This window comes from Novosphingobium aquiterrae (assembly GCF_042434435.1).
Classification (GTDB): Bacteria; Pseudomonadota; Alphaproteobacteria; order Sphingomonadales; family Sphingomonadaceae; genus Novosphingobium; species Novosphingobium aquiterrae.
In genome coordinates this window covers 714,971-733,749 of sequence record NZ_JBHLTL010000001.1, presented here as the reverse complement: position 1 = coordinate 733,749, position 18,779 = coordinate 714,971, and the positions used below count along the sequence as shown (strand labels likewise).

Here is an 18,779-nt window from a genome sequence, read left to right as displayed (position 1 = left end):
CGCCTATCGCTTCGGCTTGCCGCCAGCAGGCTTGGGTGAACCCTTGCCCTTGGTCGGGCCGCCTTTCTTGAGCGGCTTGTCCGCCGCTGCGCCGCGCCCCCGCCGCTCGCCGCGGCGTTCCTTGCGGACCTGCTTGGCATGGGCCTTGGCCTGCTGCTTGAGCACTTCGCGCGGGGGCGGGGGCGGAGCCTGGCGCAGGTTGGCGCCGTCGGCGGGATCGAAGCCCAGGCTTTCCATGCTCGCGGCGAAATGCTCGGGCAGCTCGGCGGTGACGTCGATCGCCTTGGCCTCGCCCGGCTGGTCGATCAGCAGGCGGCGCGCGTGAAGGTGCATCTTGCGGCTGATGCTGCCCGACAGGAACGCCTCCTGCCCGCCGTACTTGCCGTCGCCGACGATCGGATGGCCGATCGCCGCCATATGGACGCGCAGCTGGTGCGTGCGCCCGGTCAAGGGTTGCAGCTCGACCCAGGCGGCGCGGTTGCCGGCGCGGTCGATCACGCGGTAGCGGGTGCGGGCCGACTGGCCCTGCTCGCTTTCGTCGACCATCATCTTCTCGCCGCCGGTGCCGGGCTGCTTGCCCAGCGGCAGTTCGATCAGCCCGTCTTCGATATCGGGCACGCCGATGACCAGTGCCCAATAGATCTTGCGCGCCGAGCGGCCCGAAAAGTGCTTGGAGAAGTAGGCCGCACTGCCCGGTGTGCGGGCGATCAGCAGCACGCCGCTGGTATCCTTGTCGAGCCGGTGGACCAGCCGCGGGCGCGGTTCGTCGGCCCCGGCATAGGCATCGAGCAGCCCATCGACATGGGCATAGGTGCCGCTGCCGCCCTGTGTGGCCAGGCCCGGCGGCTTGTTCAGCACCAGCGCGGCGGGGGTCTTCACGATCAGCATCGCTTCGGCCTGCGCGGTCTGTTCGGCGGTCAGCGGCCTCCGCTCACGCAGCTTCTTGCCCTTTTCCGGGGCATCGCCGCCGGGGGGCACGCGGATGATCTGGCCGGCGAGGATCCGGTCGGCCACATCGGCACGCTTGCCGTCGAGACGGATCTGCCCGGTCCGCGCCCACCGGCTGACCGTGGCGAAGCCGACCTGCGGCAAGTGGCGTTTGAACCAGCGGTCGAGCCGCGCGCCGTCGTCGTCGGCGCCGACGGTGAACTGGCGGACGTTGTCGGCGGGCTTCATGTCGCCACTCGCATCACAGCGAGCCCGGCAAACAGCCCGGCGATTCCGCCCAGCACCGAGACGGCAACGTATAACGCCGCCGTGCCCAGCGCCCCGCGCTCGATCATCAGCGCCAGCTCCAGGCTGAAGGCGGAAAAGGTGGTGAACCCGCCGAGCACGCCCACGCCCAGCAGCAGCCGCCAGTGCTCGCCCCCCTGGCCGTGACGCGCCAGCCAGCCGGCAAGCAGCCCCATCGCCAGGCTGCCGGCCAGGTTGACGCTCAGCGTCGCCCAGGGAAAGGGATAGCCGGACAGGCCGATCAGCCGGCCCACGCCAAAGCGCAGCCAGGCGCCGAAACCGCCGCCCAGGGCAACGGCCAGCGAGGAAGAAAGGAAGGACGATGATGTCATCGAACGGCCCTTAGCGAGGTCTGCGCGCACTGACCAGTTCTGCGGCTTTTTCGACGCAAATGCTTGCGCAGGGTCCGACTCTCTGCTAGCCGCCCGCCGGTTCGAGCCGTTCCTGTAAGGATTCGGCCCGTTTTCGTCTTTCTTTTTGAAGGCGCATCCCCGCACCGTTTGCAGCGGGGCTCTGGTCTTTTGGTTTAATTGAGGTGTTCCGGTTTATGCAAATTCTCGTCCGCGACAACAACGTCGAACAGGCTCTCCGCGCGCTCAAGAAGAAGCTGCAGCGTGAGGGCGTGTACCGCGAGATGAAGCTGCGCCGTCACTTCGAAAAGCCGTCGGAAAAGCGCGCCCGTGAAAAGGCCGCCGCCGTTCGCCGCGCCCGCAAGATGGAGCGCAAGCGGATGGAACGCGACGGCGTCAAGTAAGACCCGTCGACTCCGCTTGAACCCAAGCGACTGTTGAGCCAAGAGGGCGCGGACACAACCCGCGCCCTTTTTGCTGCGCGCCACCAGGGATATTTGCATGACCGAGATCACCCGCGTTCCGCTTCAGCCCATCGCCAAGGGCGCGCTGGGCAAGCTGTGGCTGGGCGTTGCCGCTGCCGCGCTGGCTGCCGGCGGGCTGGCCTGGGCAACGCTGCCCGTCGGGGTCAAGGTTCAGGTGGTCAAGGCCGGAACCGGTCCGTCGCCGACCGCCGCCGACTTGGTGCTGGTGAAGATGAAGGGCACGCTCGACAACGGCACGGTGTTCCAGCCGGAGGGCCAGGGCGCGCTCGACATGCAGGGGGTCATCCCCGGCTTCGGCAAGGCGTTGACGCAGATGCAGAAGGGCGGCAGCTACAAGGTCGTGATCCCCGCCGCGCTGGGTTACGGCGACAAGGAACAGCGCAATCCCGAGACCGGCAAGGTCGAGATTCCGGCCAATTCGGATCTCAACTTCGACATCGAGCTGATCGACTTCAAAAGCCGTGCCGAGGTCGAGCAGCAGCAGGCGATGATCCAGCAGTTGCAGCAGCAGATGCAGCAGCAGGGCGGCAAGGGCGGGCCCGCAGGTCCGGGCGGCGAAGTGCGCGGCATGCCGCCGGGTGCGCCGCAACCGCAATAAGGCCGCAAGGCCCGCTTGAAGCCCGTTTTCCGGGGTGCTAGCGCGCCCCACGCGTAACCCATTTCATGTGAAGGATTGCCATGTCGGTCGATACCGCCACCGTGGCCAAGATCGCCTCGCTGGCCCGGATCAAGGTCAGCGAAGCCGAAATCGCGGCAATGGTTCCCGAACTCAACGGGATTCTCGCCTGGGTCGAACAGCTCGGCGAAGTCGATGTCTCGGGAGTCGAGCCGATGACCGCGGTGATCGAAAACCACCTGCGCCTGCGCGACGACGTGATCGGCGCCGATCCGCTGACCGGCGGCGGCGTGCGCGATGCGGTGCTGGCCAACGCCCCGGCGGCCGAACATGGCTTCTTCGGCGTACCCAAGGTGATCGAATAGTGAGCGACCTTACCGAACTGGGCGTCGCCGCGATCCGCGACGGGGTGGCCGCGGGCACTTTCACCGCGGTTGAAGTGGCCGAGGCGTTCAACGCCAATGTCGCCGCGGCGCAGTCCGCGCTCAACGCCTTTATCGTCACCACGCCCGAAAAGGCGCTCGACGCCGCCCGCGCCACCGACGCGCGCCGCGCCGCGGGCCAGCCGCTGGGCAAGATGGGCGGCGTGCCGATCGGGATGAAGGATCTGTTCGCCACGCGCGGCGTCCAGACCACCGCGGCCAGCCACATCCTTGAAGGGTTCACCCCCGAATACGAAAGCACGGTTTCGCAGAAGTTGTGGGATGCCGGCGCGGGGATGCTGGGCAAGCTCAATCTCGACCAGTTCGCGATGGGCTCGTCGAACGAGACCAGCTACTTCGGCAACGTGATCTCACCGTGGCGACGCAAGGACGGCGGCAACGCCCCGCTCGCCCCCGGCGGCTCCTCGGGCGGCAGCTCGTCCGCCGTGTCGGCGCGGCTGTGCCCGGCAGCGACCGGCACCGATACCGGCGGTTCGATCCGCCAGCCCGCCGCCTTCACCGGCATTTCGGGGATCAAACCCACCTACGGGCGCTGCAGCCGCTGGGGCATCGTCGCCTTCGCCAGCAGCCTCGACCAGGCCGGGCCGATGGCGCGCGACGTGCGCGACTGCGCGATCATGCTCGAAGCCATGGCCGGGTTCGATTCCAAGGATGCGACCAGCCTCGATATGCCGGTGCCCGACTGGGAAGCGGCGCTGTCGGGCGACCTGCGCGGCAAGAAGGTCGGTATCCCGCGCGAATACCGCATGGACGGCATGGACGCGGATGTCGCTGCGAGCTGGGACCAGGGGATCGCCTGGCTGAGGGACGCCGGTGCCGACGTGGTCGACGTCTCGCTGCCGCATACCAAATATGCGCTGCCGGCCTACTACATCATCGCCCCGGCCGAAGCCTCAAGCAACCTCGCCCGCTATGACGGGGTGCGCTACGGCCTGCGCGACCTGCCCGAGGGCGCCAACCTGCAGGACATGTACGCCGCGACCCGCGCCGCCGGCTTCGGGGCAGAGGTCAAGCGCCGAATCCTGATCGGCACCTATGTGCTCAGCGCCGGATTCTACGACGCCTATTACACCCAGGCGCAGAAGGTCCGCACCCTGATCGCACAGGACTTCAAGAACGCTTTCACCCTGTGCGACGTGATCCTCGCCCCGACCGCGCCGACCGCGGCGTTCGGCCTTGGCGAGATGGTTTCGGACCCGCTGGCGATGTACCTCAACGACGTCTTCGCCGTGCCCGCCTCGCTGGCCGGCCTGCCGGCGATGTCGGTCCCGGCGGGTCTCAACCGCGAGGGCCTGCCGCTCGGCCTGCAGATCGTCGGCAAGGCCTTCGACGAGCAGGGCGTGCTCAATGCCGGGCTGGCGATCGAGAACCGCGCGGCCTTCTCGGCCAAGCCGGAAAAGTGGTGGTAAGATGAGCAACTATCGCATCCAGGGCGCAACGGGCGAGTGGGAGGTCGTGATCGGCCTTGAGGTCCACGCGCAGGTCACTTCGCAGTCCAAGCTGTTCTCCGGCGCGGCGACGGCCTTCGGGGCGGAACCGAATTCGCAGGTGTCGCTGGTCGACGCGGCGATGCCGGGGATGCTGCCGGTGCCCAACCGCGAATGCATCCGCCAGGCAGTGCGTACCGGCATGGCGGTGGGGGCCAAGATCAACAAGTGGTCGCGGTTCGATCGCAAGAACTACTTCTACGCCGACCTGCCGCAGGGCTACCAGATCAGCCAGCTTTACCACCCGCTGGTGGGCGAGGGCGCGGTCGAGGTGATCCTTGACGAGAAGGACCCCGAAGGCAGCACCAAGACCATCGGGATCGAGCGGATCCACGTCGAGCAGGACGCCGGCAAGCTGATGCACGATCAGCACCCGACGATGTCCTATGTCGATCTCAATCGTTCGGGCGTGGCGCTGATGGAAATCGTCAGCCGCCCGGACATGCGCAGCCCGGCCGAGGCCGGGGCCTATCTGGCCAAGCTGCGCGCGATCCTGCGCTATGTCGGGTCATGCGACGGAAACATGGACCAGGGCTCGATGCGCGCCGACGTCAACGTCAGCGTGCGCAAACCGGGCGAGCCGTTCGGCACCCGGACCGAGACCAAGAACGTCAACTCGGTCCGCTTCGTCATGGCCGTGGTCGAAAGCGAGGCGCGCCGCCAGGTCGACGTGCTGGAGGATGGCGGCACGATCGTCCAGGAAACCCGGCTCTACGATCCCGACAAGAACGTGACCCGCTCGATGCGCAGCAAGGAAGACGCGCACGATTACCGCTATTTCCCCGATCCCGACCTGCTGCCGCTGGAACTGGACGATGCGTTCCTGGAAGATTGCCGCGCCAGCTTGCCCGAACTGCCCGACGCCAAGCGCCACCGCTATGAAACCGCGCTGGGGCTGTCGCCCTACAACGCCGGGGTGCTGACCGCCGATGTCGAGACCGCGCGCTGGTTCGAGGCGCTGGTCGCCGCCGCTGCCGCCAAGGCCGGCAAGGGCGAGGCGGACCTCGCCAAGCAGGCGTCGAACTGGCTGATATCGGAGTTGTTCGGCGCGCTCAACAAGCTGGGCAAGGGGCTTGGTGAAAGCCCGGTAACGCCGCAGGGCGGAGCCGAGCTGCTCGCGCTGATCGCTGACGGGACGATCTCGGGCAGCATTGCCAAGCAGGTGCTCGAAAAGATGCTCGAGAGCGGTGACGGTGCCGCCGCCATCGTCGAGCGCGAGGGCCTCAAGCAGACCAGCGACACCGGCGCGATCGAGGCCGCGGTCGATGCCGTTCTTGCCGCCAATGCCGACAAGGTCGCCGAATATCGCGGCGGCAAGGAGGCCCTGTTCGGCTTCTTCGTCGGCCAGACGATGAAAGCGATGCAGGGCAAGGGCAACCCGCAGCTGGTCAACCAGGTGCTGAAGGCCAAGCTGGCGTAACCACGCGATTTTCCCGGTTGCGCGCAGCGATCGGGCAGCTATTCCTGCGTTCGGGGCTGGGTAGCGATCCTGGCCGTTTTCGAGACGGGGGATGTCTGATGAAACGATTGTGCGTGGCCGCCGCTGCGGCGTCGCTGGTGCTGGGCGCTGCGCCCGCGCTGGCCCAGGACCAGGCTGCTGCGCCAGCCGCCACCCCAGCCGAAGTGGCCCCGCCGCCCGCGGTCACTGGCGCGATCGCCGCGCCGGTCTATGACCTGCCCGATCCCGCAACGCTGACCCGGCCCAAGCTGGACTATGCCGCAACGCCCGAGATCGTCGCGGATTACGACAAGTATTTCTACTTCCATCGCGACGGCACCAGCTATGTCGATGCCTTCAACGACGTGCGCGAATGCGACGCGCTGGCCAGCGGGTCGAACATCTACATGGGCGGCAACGACGCGGCGATGGGCGCGGCGATGGCGCAGTACGGCGTCCTCGCCGGCGGCATCGGCGGGGCGCTGGGCGGATTGATGGCCGACGCGATCTTCGGCTCGGCTGCGCGGCGCCAGCAGCGCCGCATCAACCTGCGCAATTGCATGGGGTTCAAGGGCTATCAGCGCTACGGCCTGTCGGGCGATCTGTGGAAGACCTTCAACTTCGAGGAAGGCAACGGGCGCAAGAAGGAGGGCGAGCGCAACGAGGCGCTCGAGCTGCAGGCGCTGGTCGCCTCGGGACCGAAACCCGCCGCCAAGGAGCTGGGACTGTGAGGGCGCTGCGTACCGCCATCGCGGCGCTGGCCGCCCTCGCCCTGACCCCACTGGCCGTTCACGCGCAGGCGGTCGAGGAAAAGAACCTGCTGTCGGGCAAGGCCAACCTTGATCCGACCCAGGGCTATCTTTTCGTCCAGGGCGCGAACCGCAGCCAGGGCGTGTTCCTGCGCGTGCCCGATGACAGCACCCGCACCGAATACCAGAAGGACTGGGACGAAGGCTTCGCCAAGGCCAAGAAGAAGTACGCCAGCGCGGTCAAGAGCTGGGAAAAGGACGTGGCGCTGGCCAAGGCGACCAAGGACAAACTGCCGCCAAAGCCCGAGGAGCCGACTCGCGAGACCTTCTCGATCGGCGCGATCGAACTGCGCGACATGGTGTCCTTCGGACCGATGTTCGTCTTCGGCAAGAGCGACACCCAGTTCACCTATCTGACCGCGGTCAAGCCGGGGACCTATATCTATTACGGTCCGATGTACTATGCGCCGAACCTCGCCCCGGCCGGGCAATGCTATTGCATGGGCACGGTCCGCTTCGAGGTGAAGGGCGGCGTGATCACCGATCTGGGCAATGCCCTGGCCGCCCTGCCCAAGATCGCCCCGCCGTACAGCGTCGGCACCCAGGCGATGCTGACGCAGAACGAGGAGCGCAAGGCCAAGGGCAAGGACCCGCTGTGGACCCCGCCCGCGCTGGCCTTTGGCGTCCCGGCTTCGCTCAAAGCGCTGCCCGCGGTCCAGGTCGAACTTCACGCCAATGGCAAGCTTAACAACTATTTCGGCCTGCCGATCGACCGGATGCCGCCGGTGGCCGGTATTCTCGGCTATCGCCGCGACACGGTGATCGACGAGCGCACCGGGCAGGATGTGCCAAATCCGGCGATCCGCACCCAGGTCCGGATCAAGAAATAGCACCAACGAAAAGGGCGCCGGAATTGCTTCCGGCGCCCTTCCTCGGTGAACTTGCGAAGGGTCAGCCCTTGCGGGTGCCGTTGATCGGGAAGCTGCCGAACGCGCCGGCCTTGACCGTGCCGGTCAGGGTGTCGCCATCGACGGTGGCTTCGCCTTCCAGGGTCATCGGCATCGGCACGGTCATCTTCATCGTCCAGGTCAGCTTGTTGCCGTCGACCTTGCCGTTCTCCATCTCCAGCGAACCCATCGCCCCGGCATTGGTGCCGGTGAAGGTGTCACCGTCGACATTGATCGTCACATCGCTCTTCTGGTCACCCATCGGGGTCTTGGTCACGCATTCGTAAGTGCCGGCAACTGACATGGTCTCTCTCCTCAACTGACAGGGGGGTAAGTAAGTGTTGTCACTTCACTTGCCCGATGATGCGCCCGAGTCAACGGGATTTGCAAGTTCGACCGGCAGGCCAATCCCCTTGAGCTGCGGTTCAACTGCCTTGCGATCGCCTACCACCACAAAGGTCAGGCCGTCGCGGCCCAGATAGGCCTTGGCCATCGCGTCAATCGCCCTGGAATCGACCGCGCGGTAGCGGCTGGCCAGGGTGCCGATGTAGTTGTCGGGGCGGCCCAGCCGTTCGTTTGTCACCACCGCGCCCAGCACCTGCATGTTGGTCTGGAAGCGGTTGGGCAGCCCACGGATGTTGCCGTCGGTCACCCGCCCCAGTTCAACCTTGTCGACTGGCTTGGTGGCCGGAAAGGCCGCCATGTCAGCCAAGATCAGCTTGATCGAATCCCCGGTGCGATCGGCCTGGACCGGAGCCATGACCAGCAGCGAGCGCGGGCCGAGCGGGCTGGGAACCATCGAGCGCACGCCATAGGACCAGCCCTTGTCCTCGCGCAGGTCCATGTTGAGCCGGCTGAGAAAGCCGTTGCCCAGCACTTCGTTGGCCAGGTCCAGCGCTTCCTTGTCCTGATCGCGTCCGGTCAGCGGCAGGACGCGTCCACCGAAGATCACCGACTGCGGCGAATTGGGGCGATCGATCAGCACGATCCGCGGACGCGGAGCCGGGGCCGGGCGGCTGAGATCCTTGACCGGTCGCGGGGTCGCCGGAGCCGCCCAATCGCCGAAGCTCTGGTTGAGCACGGCCAGCAGCGCCTCCATCGTAACGTCGCCGACCGCGGTGATCTTCAGGCTGTCGGGCCGGATCCAGCGGTCGTGCGCGGCGCTGAGCGTGGCGGGGGTCATAGCCGCCACTGCTGCCTTCGATCCGAGGCCATCGCCGGGCAGGCCATAGGGATGGTCGGCCCCGAACAGGATCGGCGCGATCGCCCGCGCGGCAAGCCCGCTGGGATTGGCCTCGACCTGGGCGATCTGGCTCAGCCGCTGGTCGCGCACACGGCCGACGTCTTCGCCTCGGAAGGCCGGGCGGCGGACCACGTCGGCCAGCAGTTCCAGCGACGGGGCCAGGTTGGCGGTCAGGGCGTCGAGAGTCACCGCGCTGCTATCCAGCCCGGCGGCCGCGCCGATCGTCGCGCCAAGCCGTTCTTGCGCCTCGGCAATCTGGGTCGCGTCGCGGGTCTGGGTGCCCTCGTCGAGCAGGTTGAGCATCAGCGACTGGGTTCCCGGCGTGTCGAGCGCATCGGCCGCGGTTCCGGCATCGAAGTTCAGGCTGATCACCACCTTGGGCACGCTGGTCCGCCGCACCAGCGTAACCGGAATGCCGTTGGCCAGCTTGCCGCGCTCGATTGCGGGAAAGGCCAGATCGCCCACCGGGGCGACCGCAGGTGCGGTGCGCTTGGGTCCGGTGACAAGCTTGGGCGCGGGCTTCTTCGCATCGGGCTTCGGAGCCGGGCTGGTCGCCTCGTCACCCCAGCCGCCCAACGTCTCGCCCTTTTCGGTGCGGGTGCCGGGCACGGTGTTGACCGCGACCACCGGACGGCTGAGCCAGCGGTTCATGGCCGCCTTGACGTCGGCCGGGGTCAGCGCCGCGATCCGCTGCAGCTGGGCCTTGTACTTGGCGGGATCGCCCGAATAGAGCTGCCCTTCGATCAGGGTCATGCCCTTGCCGCCAAAGTCGCCGACCTGTTCCAGCCGGCCGATCTCCTGGCTGACCAGGCGGGTGGCGGAACGGCGGACTTCGTCCTCGCTCGGCCCTTCGGTCAGGAACTTTGCAATCACCGCGTCGAACGCGGCTTCGGCAGCGGCGCGGGGCACCCCATCCTTGACCATCATCGACGCCTGCAACCAGCTGGTCTGCTCGTGCTGCTGGGCCGTTGCCGATACCCCGACGGCCTGCTGCGATCCGCGCACCAGCGCGTTGTCGAGCCGCGAGCTGGCCAGGCCGCCCAAGATGTCCATTCCCACTTCCAGCGCCTCTGCGTCGTCCGAATTGATCCCCGGGCCGCTCCAGGTGCGGGTCAGCCGCAGGTTGGGGACCTGGTCGGCGATGTCGCGCGTTACCGGTGCGGGCAGATCGACCGGTCCCGCGAAGACCTTGGGCACGGCCGGGCCAGCGGGGATCTGGCCAAACCACTTTTCGACCAGCGAGCGGGCGGTCGCCGCATCGATATCGCCCGACAGCGCAAGAATGGCGTTGTTGGGGCCATAGTTATCGGTGAACCACTTGCGCACGTCGCCCAGCGCCGCAGCGTTGAGGTCGGCCATCGAGCCGATCGTCGAATGACGATAGGGATGGCCGACCGGGAACAGCGCATCGCCGATGGCATAGTCTTCCAGGCCATAGGGCTGGTTATCGCCCTGGCGCTTTTCGTTCTGGACCACGCCGCGCTGCTTATCGAGCTTGTCCTGGGTCACCGCGCCCAGCAGGTGGCCCATCCGGTCGCTTTCCATGAACAGCGCCAGCTCGACCGCGCCCTTGGGGACGGTTTCGACATAGTTGGTGCGGTCGTACCAGGTCGATCCGTTGGTGCTGGTCGATCCGGCTCCTTCCAGCGGGATGTCGAAATTGGGGACGTTCTCCGATCCGCCGAACATCAGGTGCTCGAACAGGTGGGCAAATCCGGTCCGGCCCTTGGGCTCGCTCTTCGATCCGACCCGGTAATAGGTCGTCACCCCGACGATCGGCGCCTTGCGGTCGGTGTGAACCAGCACGGTCAAGCCGTTGGCGAGGGTGAACTTTTCGTACGGAATGTCGACCGCCTTGACCAGATCGGCCAGCGACGCTGGGGCGGGTTCAACCCGCGCGGGCGCCGCGACAGGCTGTGCCGGCGGGACGGCCGAGACGATGGTGTCGGGCTTGGCTGCACAGGCGGACAGCGACAAGGCGATCAGGGAAACGGCAACAAGACGGCGCATGGCGATCCTTCGGGTTCGGGCAGCGTTGGAATGCTTGTGTTCAGCCAAAACCGTCTTGGGTCAATTGGCCACTTTGTATCGACGAACCGCATGTGCGGCCACATCGGCGCGGTTGAACCACACCGGCTTGAACCGGTGCTGGACGAACAGCGCCGCCTGGTCGGCATAGTGCGGATCGTTCGGGCGGGTGGTCGCCGCGCCATAGGGCTGGATCGATTGCGAGCGGACCTGCCCGTCCTTGCCCCATTCGACCAGCATGACGAAGCTGTCGCCGTGCTTGACCGACAGGCGGCCGTCGCGATCGACATCCCAGTCGGTCGAGGCGCGCAGCGTATCGCCGCCGCCATCATTGGGCAGGTCAATCTTGCCCTGGCGGATGCGGATGACATCGCCCAGCGGAGGATCGATCCGCCCGAAGTATCTGGTCAGATGTTCGACCGCCTTGGCCAGTTCCGTGCGCGGATCGGGCGGCACTTTCAGGCCATAACTGTTCTTCATCGCCTGTTCGAGCACCATCACCGCCAGCGCATCGGCACCGCCCTTGCCGTCGGCGGTAAGATCCCAGGTGGCGAGCAATGCCTGGGCTTTGGCCAGATCTGAACCTTGCTTGAGGTTGAGTCGGGCGATCCCGTCGAACATGAAGGCGACATAGCCGGCGCGTTCGTAGCCGGTGTCGAACTTGGTCGTCAGCAGCCGTTCGCGGGTGATCGGTCCGGGGGCGGACAGCAGCTTGACTGCGCGGCGGGCGCGGTTGGTCAGGTCGGTCTCGACGCCCCAGATCGCGGGCACTTTCGCCGGATCGATCTCGCTGCCCGGCCCGGCGGCAAGCAGCGGGGTGTTGTTCGAATTGAACACGAAGCCCGAGGCCGGGTTGGTCACCTGCGGATAGCTGGTCCAGGGGATCGGGCCCTGCCAGATCAGGTCGGAGCGGGTGCCGTCGACGGGATGGCGCCAGTCCGGACCGGCCTTTCGGTCGGGGATCGCGGCGTTGTAGACATAGGCAATGTTGCCGGCCTTGTCGGCGTAGATGAAGTTGGTCGCCGGCACTCCCTGGATTGCCATTGCCTGCTTCCACTCGCCGAAATCGCGCGCCTTGGTAATGCGGTAGTATTGTTCGAGGCTGGCGATCGAATCGATCCCGGCATAGCGCAGCGCATAGGTGCCGCGCTTGGTGACCAGCGCCGGGCCGTGGACGCTGCGCCATATGTCGCGCGGTATCGGCAGCACGATCGGGCCGATGCGTACCGGCAGCCAGACGCGGTGGTGCTCAAGCGGCAGCCACTTGCCGTCCAGCTTGTAGTGCACCGCGTCGGAATCGACCTGCAGCTTGTAGATGTCGATCAGGTCGGGGCGGTTGACGGTATTGGTCCAGCCCAGCGTCTCGTTGTGGCCCAGGAAGGGATAGGGCGATCCCGGGAAGGTCGCCCCGGCAAAGTGCCAGCCCTGGTCGCTCGAAATTTCCAGCTCGTACCAGGCGACCCCGCCCTTGTAGGGCTGGTGGCTGTTGGAGAGCAGCCGGGTCACTCCGTCACCGCCGCGCGCCGGGCTGATGGCAAAGGCGTTGGATCCGCTGTTCTCGGCCGTCTCGCCCATCGGTAACGGCATCGGCGGGGTAGGGACCAGCTGATCGCCGCCGCCCTGGGTGAAGTCGGGCAGCGGTTTGCCATTCAGCGGCGGGCCGTGTTCGGCCCGGAACGGTTTGCCCTCGGCCAGCGGCCCGAGCACGCTGTCGAGCCCGAAGAAGAATGGTTGGCGCAAGGCAAAGCCGGTGGCGATGTCCTCGCCGTTGACCGGGAACAGCCGCGCCAGCTTGATCTCGCCGGGGTGCTTCTGCGCATAGCGGTTGAGCCCGCTCGCATAGGCATCGAGCACGGCGCGGACATCGGCGGGCAGTGCTCCGTAATGCCGCCGCGCGGTTTCGCGCGCGCCAAGGAAGTGATAGGCGAAATCGACCCCGGCACCGGACTGCCCGGCTATCGCGCCATAGCGCCCGCGGGTCATCGCCACGACATCCTGCAGGGTCGAGAAGTCGTCCTCGGCATGGGCCCAGGCCACGCCGAAGGCGGTATCTGCATCGGTCCGGCCGTGGATGTGCGGCACGCCGAATTCGTCGCGGATCACTTCGGCCGCGTAGGCGCGGGGCGGCGGCGGCGGGCCGGGCTGCTCGGCCAGGAAGGGTTCCCAGCTGGCCAGAGCGACCAGTGCAACCAGAAAAAGACCCAGAACGACCCAGCCCGTGCGGGCCATTCCCTTGCGCATGATCAATTGTCTCCCTTTGGCTGCGTGGTAGTCATGCTTGGACAATTTTCGCAAGCACCTCTTGTGTTGCCAATTCGCAACACTACCTTGCGGTGTAACAGGAGGCTGATACACCTATGAACCTCGAAAAATTCACCGACCGCGCCAAGGGTTTCCTGCAGAGCGCGCAGACCGTTGCCGTGCGGATGAGCCACCAGCGGATCACCCCCGAACATATCCTCAAGGCCCTGCTCGAGGATAACGAAGGCATGGCCGCCGGGCTGATCCAGCGCGCCGGCGGCAACCCGCAGATCGCGGTGGCCAAGGTCGACGAGGCGCTGGGCAAGATACCCGCGGTTTCAGGCAGCGGCGCGCAGGCCGCGCCGGGGCTGGAAAACGATGCGGTGCGCGTGCTCGACCAGGCCGAACAGATTTCGGCCAAGGCCGGTGACAGCTTCGTCTCGGTCCAGCGCATGCTTCAGGCATTGGCGCTGAACGCGACCAATCCGGCGGGCCAGGCGCTGAAAGCCGCCGGGGTCGATCCCAAGGCGCTCGAAGCCGCGATCCAGGAACTGACCGGCGGGCGCACCGCCGACAATGCCAGCGCCGAAAACGCCTATGACGCGATGAAGAAATACGCCCGCGACCTGACCGAAGCGGCGCGCGCCGGCAAGCTCGATCCGGTGATCGGCCGCGACGAGGAAATCCGCCGGACGATCCAGATCCTGGCCCGCCGGACCAAGAACAACCCGGCGCTGATCGGCGAACCCGGGGTGGGCAAGACAGCGATTGCCGAAGGGCTGGCGCTGCGCATCGCCAATGGCGACGTGCCCGACAGCCTCAAGGACCGCCGCCTGATGAGCCTCGACATGGGCAGCCTGATCGCGGGCGCGAAGTACCGCGGCGAGTTCGAGGAGCGGCTCAAGGCCGTGCTCGACGAGGTCAAGGGCGCCGAGGGCGAGATCATCCTGTTCATCGACGAGATGCACACCCTGATCGGCGCGGGCAAGGGCGAGGGGGCGATGGACGCTTCCAACCTCCTGAAGCCCGCATTGGCGCGCGGCGAACTGCATTGCATCGGCGCGACCACGCTCGACGAGTACCAGAAGCACGTCGAAAAGGACCCGGCGCTGCAACGCCGCTTCCAGCCGGTGTTCGTGGGTGAGCCGACCGTCGAGGACACGATCAGCATCCTGCGCGGGCTGAAGGACCGCTATGAACTGCACCACGGGGTGCGGATCACCGACAGCGCGATCGTCGCTGCCGCGACGCTGTCGAACCGCTACATCGCCGACCGCTTCCTGCCCGACAAGGCGATCGACCTGATGGACGAGGCCGCCAGCCGCATCCGCATGGAAGTGGAAAGCAAGCCCGAAGAGATCGAGGTGCTCGACCGGCGGATCATCCAGCTCAAGATCGAGGAAATGGCGCTGGCCAAGGAAAGCGACCAGGCGAGCAAGGACCGCCTGGCGGTGCTGCGCGCCGAGCTTGGCAATCTCGAACAGCAGTCGGCCGAGGTCACCACCCGCTGGCAGAATGAACGCGACAAGATCGCCGCCGAAGGCAAGATCAAGGAAGCGCTCGACGCGGCGCGGATCGAGCTGGAACAGGCGCAGCGCGCCGGCGATCTCGCCAAGGCGGGCGAACTGTCCTACGGCAAGATCCCCGAGCTGGAAAAGCGGCTGGCCGAGGCGCAGAACGTCGATACCTCGAACATGCTGCTGCGCGAGGAAGTGACTGCCGAGGACATCGCTGCGGTTGTCGCCAAGTGGACCGGGGTCCCGGTCGAGCGGATGATGCAGGGCGAGCGCGAGAAGCTGCTCAGGATGGAAGAGGTTATCGGCAAGCGGGTGATCGGCCAGCAGGACGCGGTTGTCGCCGTATCCAAGGCGGTGCGCCGCGCGCGGGCCGGGCTGCAGGATCCCAACCGCCCGCTCGGCAGCTTCCTGTTCCTCGGCCCGACGGGGGTCGGCAAGACCGAGCTGACCAAGGCGCTGGCCGGGTTCCTGTTCGACGACGACACCGCGATGGTCCGGATCGACATGTCGGAATTCATGGAAAAGCATTCGGTCAGCCGACTGATCGGCGCCCCTCCGGGCTATGTTGGTTATGATGAAGGCGGCGTTCTAACCGAAGCGGTTCGTCGGCGGCCCTATCAGGTGGTCTTGTTCGACGAGGTCGAGAAAGCCCATGCCGACGTCTTCAACGTCCTGCTCCAGGTGCTCGACGACGGCCGCCTGACCGACGGACAGGGCCGGGTGGTCGATTTCACCAACACCCTGATCATCCTGACCAGCAACCTTGGCAGCCAGTACCTCGCCAATCTCGAGGACGGGCAAAGCGTTGAAAGCGTCGAGCCGCAGGTGATGGAAATCGTCCGCGGCCATTTCCGCCCCGAATTCCTCAACCGGCTCGATGAGATCATCCTGTTCCACCGCCTGGGCCAGGATCACATGGCGCCGATCGTCGAAATCCAGGTCGGCCGGGTCGCCAGCCTGCTCAAGGACCGCAAGATCCAGATCGAACTGACCGATGCGGCCAAGCGTTGGCTTGGCCGGGTCGGCTACGATCCGGTCTATGGCGCGCGCCCGCTGAAGCGTGCGGTGCAGCGCTATCTGCAGGATCCGCTGGCGGAAAAGCTGCTCGGCGGCGAAGTGCCCGATGGCTCGACGGTCAAGATCGACGAGGGCGACGGCGCGCTGGTGATGAAGGTCGCCTAGCTGGGCGGAACGAAGGGCTGGCTGACCCTTTTGAAGACGGTCAGCCCTTCCGCCGCAGCGCAGTGCGCCACCAACGCCGGGTAGTTGCCCAGCGTGACGAGGTGGGCATAGGCTTCCGACAGGAACCGCGCGACGCAGGCCACCGCGATGTCGTCGTGGCCGGGACCGTCGCCATGCCACCATTCGCGTGTTCGGGCACCACATTCTGCCTCGAGATCAGCCAGTCCCGCGCGGATCTGGTCTTCGCAGCGGGCAGTGAAGTCCGGATCGAGCCTGTCGGCGAACAGCCGCGCGTAGAAGAACGACACCGCCTTGTCCGCGGTGCCGGTTGCCATGGCGATGCGCCGCAACGCCGAGCGGCGTCGCTCACCCGATGCAACGATCAGCGCGCTGTCGCGGCCGTGCAGCTCGTCAAGGTGGTCGAGAATCGCCGCGCTGTCGATCAGCGCCTCCCCGCTGTCGAGCACCAGCGTCGGCACACGACGTAGCGGATTGTGACGGGCGAACCGCTCCCAGTCGCCAAAGGTTGACCAGGGCAGATGCTCGTAGGCCATGCCATAGAGTTCTAACGCGATGCCGACGCGGCGAACGAAAGGGCTGTCGAACTGGCCGATTAGCTGCATTGCTTAACTCTCCCGGACACGCCGCGGGCAAATGGTGGCATTGCCCGATTGACCTGACAAGGGGAGCGCTTTAATCGAGCGATTAAAGAGTCATTCGCAGGAGTCGAAGTCATGTCAGTTGCCTATATCGTCGATGCCGTTCGCACTGCCGGGGGACGCCGCGGCGGACGGCTGGCCGGCGTCCACCCGGTCGACCTTGCGGCGGCCTCGCTCGATCACCTGCTGACCCAGACGGGCATGGATCCGGCTGCGATCGATGATGTCGTGATGGGCTGCGTCGGCCAGGGCGGCGAACAGTCGATGCAGGTCGGGCGCAATGCCGTGCTCGCCTCGAAGCTGTTGCCGCAGTCGACCCCCGCCGTGACCATCGACCGACAGTGCGGATCTTCGCAGCAGGCGATCCAGTTTGCTGCCCAGGCGGTGATGAGCGGAACCCAGGACGTGGTCATCGCTGCCGGGGTCGAAAGCATGACCCGCGTGCCGATGGGCTCGACCGCGATGTTCCACGCCAAGGAAGGGCTGGGCAACTACAAGTCGCCGGGGCTTGAGGCCAAGTATCCCGGGATCATGTGGTCGCAGTTCATGGGCGCGGAAATGATCGTCCAGAAGCACGGCCTGACCAAGGACGACCTCGACCGTTTTGCCCTGTCGAGCCACCAGAAGGCGATCGCCGCGACCAATGCCGGGGCGTTCAAGGACGAGATCGTCCCGATCGAGATCGAGACTGCCGAGGGCAAGGCCTGGCACACCGTCGATGAAGGGATCCGCTGGGACGCGACGCTGGAAAGCATTTCCGGGGTCAAGCTGCTCAACGAAAAGGGCACGCTGACCGCGGCCACCTCCAGCCAGATCTGTGATGGCTCCTCGGCCGCGCTGGTCGTTTCGGAAGAAGCGCTCAAGCGCTACAACCTGACCCCGCTGGCCCGCATCCACACCCTGACGGTGACCGCAGGCGATCCGGTGATCATGCTGGAAGAACCGCTGTTCGCCACCGACAAGGCCCTGGCCCGCGCCGGGCTGTCGATCGGCGACATCGACCTCTATGAAGTCAACGAAGCCTTCGCTTCGGTGCCGCTCGCCTGGCTCAAGCACACCGGGGCCGATCCCGAAAAGCTCAACGTCAACGGCGGTGCGATTGCGCTGGGTCACCCGCTCGGTGCCTCGGGTACCAAGCTGATGGCAACGCTGCTCCACGCGCTCAAGGCGCGGGGCAAGAAATACGGTCTGCAGACGATGTGCGAAGGTGGCGGTGTCGCCAATGTCACGATTGTTGAATTGGTCTGAGCGAGGCTTAACCCGGTCGTCGAACTGGACTGGGCAAAGCTGAACTATACTTTAGATTTTCAAAATCCATACGGAGAGCGATGAAATGATACTCGACAACACGGTCGCCGCAGTCGTTACCGGCGGCGCTTCGGGCCTGGGTGCGGCAACCGCGCGGGCGCTGGCCGCCAAGGGCGTCAAGGTCGCGATTTTCGACCTGCAGGAAGAAAAGGGCAAGGCGATGGCTGCCGAGATCGGCGGCGTTTTCTGCGAATGCAACGTCACCGACGATGCCTCGGTCGATGCCGCCTTTGCCAAGGCGCGAGAAGCCCATGGGCAGGAACGGATCCTGGTCAACTGCGCCGGCACCGGCAACGCGATCAAAACCGCCAGCCGCAGCAAGACCGACGGTTCAATCAAGCACTTCCCGCTCGATGCGTTCAACTGGATCATCCAGATCAACCTGGTCGGGACCTTCCGCTGCATCGCCAAGTCGGCGGCGGGCATGCTGACGCTCGATCCGCAGGACGACGGCGATCGCGGCGCCATCGTCAACACCGCCTCGGTCGCGGCCGAGGACGGCCAGATGGGCCAGGCCGCCTATTCCGCCTCGAAGGGCGGCGTCGTCGGCATGACCCTGCCGATCGCGCGCGACCTGGCGAGCGAGAACATCCGCGTCAACACCATCCTGCCGGGCATTTTCGACACGCCGCTGCTGGCCGGCGCGCCGCAGAACGTGCGCGATGCGCTGGGCGCCACGGTGCTCAACCCCAAGCGTCTCGGCAATCCGGTGGAATATGCCAGCCTCGCGATGTGCATGATCGAGAACGGCTATTTCAACGGCGAGGACGTGCGGCTCGATGGCGGCATCCGTATGGCGCCGCGCTAAGCGCCGCAGATCGGGCCAGGGGCGGCGCACGAACGCCGCCCTGGC

16 protein-coding genes are annotated in these 18,779 nt (G+C 66.3%); 10 read left to right on the top strand and 6 right to left on the bottom strand.

The features are described 5' to 3' along the window. Window positions 1–3: 3 nt before the first annotated feature. Both ACFFF7_RS03580 and crcB read right to left on the bottom strand, forming a co-directional pair. Complete coding sequence (locus ACFFF7_RS03580) at window positions 4–1,176, bottom strand: RluA family pseudouridine synthase (RefSeq protein WP_379479984.1); 1,173 nt, start codon at window positions 1,174–1,176, stop codon at window positions 4–6. After that, window positions 1,173–1,565 (bottom strand): fluoride efflux transporter CrcB, encoded by a 393-nt coding sequence (gene crcB, locus ACFFF7_RS03575; RefSeq protein ID WP_379479983.1) that lies wholly within the window; start codon window positions 1,563–1,565, stop codon window positions 1,173–1,175. The genes ACFFF7_RS03580 and crcB overlap by 4 nt, the downstream gene beginning before the upstream one ends. A 215-nt stretch (window positions 1,566–1,780) precedes the next feature. Here crcB and rpsU point away from each other — a divergent pair, with 215 nt between their 5' ends. From rpsU to ACFFF7_RS03540, 7 genes are all read left to right on the top strand, one after another. After that, on the top strand, window positions 1,781–1,987 hold the full coding sequence (gene rpsU / locus ACFFF7_RS03570; RefSeq protein WP_147088947.1) for a 30S ribosomal protein S21: 207 nt from the start codon (window positions 1,781–1,783) through the stop codon (window positions 1,985–1,987). Between the two features lie 97 nt (window positions 1,988–2,084). Beyond that, window positions 2,085–2,666 carry an FKBP-type peptidyl-prolyl cis-trans isomerase gene (locus ACFFF7_RS03565; protein WP_379479982.1) on the top strand — a complete coding sequence of 194 codons (582 nt, stop codon included), beginning with the start codon at window positions 2,085–2,087 and terminating at the stop codon, window positions 2,664–2,666. Between the two features lie 80 nt (window positions 2,667–2,746). Next, window positions 2,747–3,049 (top strand): Asp-tRNA(Asn)/Glu-tRNA(Gln) amidotransferase subunit GatC, encoded by a 303-nt coding sequence (gene gatC / locus ACFFF7_RS03560; RefSeq protein WP_379479981.1) that lies wholly within the window; start codon window positions 2,747–2,749, stop codon window positions 3,047–3,049. Beyond that, complete coding sequence (gene gatA / locus ACFFF7_RS03555) at window positions 3,049–4,536, top strand: Asp-tRNA(Asn)/Glu-tRNA(Gln) amidotransferase subunit GatA (RefSeq protein WP_379479980.1); 1,488 nt, start codon at window positions 3,049–3,051, stop codon at window positions 4,534–4,536. Before gatC ends, gatA begins: the two co-directional genes overlap by 1 nt. Before the next feature lies 1 nt (window position 4,537). After that, window positions 4,538–6,034, top strand: coding sequence for an Asp-tRNA(Asn)/Glu-tRNA(Gln) amidotransferase subunit GatB (gene gatB, locus ACFFF7_RS03550; RefSeq protein WP_379479979.1), 1,497 nt, complete (start codon window positions 4,538–4,540; stop codon window positions 6,032–6,034). A 98-nt stretch (window positions 6,035–6,132) separates the two neighbouring features. Next, entirely contained in the window at window positions 6,133–6,783 is a 651-nt protein-coding gene (locus ACFFF7_RS03545) for a hypothetical protein (RefSeq protein ID WP_379479978.1), read from the top strand. Next, on the top strand, window positions 6,780–7,691 hold the full coding sequence (locus ACFFF7_RS03540; RefSeq protein ID WP_379479977.1) for a hypothetical protein: 912 nt from the start codon (window positions 6,780–6,782) through the stop codon (window positions 7,689–7,691). The genes ACFFF7_RS03545 and ACFFF7_RS03540 overlap by 4 nt, the downstream gene beginning before the upstream one ends. A gap of 61 nt (window positions 7,692–7,752) precedes the next feature. On the opposite strand, the gene ACFFF7_RS03535 is transcribed toward ACFFF7_RS03540, so the two are convergent. From ACFFF7_RS03535 to ACFFF7_RS03525, 3 genes are read right to left on the bottom strand one after another with little or no spacing between them, the layout of a single operon-like run. Next, a complete protein-coding gene (locus tag ACFFF7_RS03535; protein ID WP_379479976.1) occupies window positions 7,753–8,052 on the bottom strand; it encodes a hypothetical protein in 300 nt (99 codons plus the stop codon). A 45-nt stretch (window positions 8,053–8,097) separates the two neighbouring features. Next, window positions 8,098–11,001 carry a M16 family metallopeptidase gene (locus ACFFF7_RS03530; RefSeq protein WP_379479975.1) on the bottom strand — a complete coding sequence of 968 codons (2,904 nt, stop codon included), beginning with the start codon at window positions 10,999–11,001 and terminating at the stop codon, window positions 8,098–8,100. A gap of 60 nt (window positions 11,002–11,061) precedes the next feature. Beyond that, window positions 11,062–13,260 carry a penicillin acylase family protein gene (locus ACFFF7_RS03525; RefSeq protein ID WP_379479974.1) on the bottom strand — a complete coding sequence of 733 codons (2,199 nt, stop codon included), beginning with the start codon at window positions 13,258–13,260 and terminating at the stop codon, window positions 11,062–11,064. A 116-nt stretch (window positions 13,261–13,376) separates the two neighbouring features. On the opposite strand from ACFFF7_RS03525, the gene clpB reads away from it, so the two are divergent. Continuing rightward, entirely contained in the window at window positions 13,377–15,959 is a 2,583-nt protein-coding gene (gene clpB, locus ACFFF7_RS03520; protein ID WP_379479973.1) for an ATP-dependent chaperone ClpB, read from the top strand. Here the strand turns inward: clpB and ACFFF7_RS03515 are convergent. Beyond that, window positions 15,956–16,582, bottom strand: a complete 627-nt coding sequence (locus ACFFF7_RS03515; protein WP_379479972.1) for a glutathione S-transferase family protein — start codon at window positions 16,580–16,582, stop codon at window positions 15,956–15,958. The two genes, clpB and ACFFF7_RS03515, sit on opposite strands and share 4 nt — an antisense overlap. A 111-nt stretch (window positions 16,583–16,693) precedes the next feature. On the opposite strand from ACFFF7_RS03515, the gene ACFFF7_RS03510 reads away from it, so the two are divergent. Together ACFFF7_RS03510 and ACFFF7_RS03505 are read left to right on the top strand one after the other, a co-directional pair. Continuing rightward, window positions 16,694–17,866 (top strand): acetyl-CoA C-acetyltransferase, encoded by a 1,173-nt coding sequence (locus ACFFF7_RS03510; RefSeq protein WP_379479971.1) that lies wholly within the window; start codon window positions 16,694–16,696, stop codon window positions 17,864–17,866. A gap of 85 nt (window positions 17,867–17,951) precedes the next feature. After that, window positions 17,952–18,734, top strand: a complete 783-nt coding sequence (locus tag ACFFF7_RS03505) for an SDR family NAD(P)-dependent oxidoreductase (protein ID WP_379479970.1) — start codon at window positions 17,952–17,954, stop codon at window positions 18,732–18,734. The last annotated feature ends 45 nt before the right edge of the window (window positions 18,735–18,779 follow it).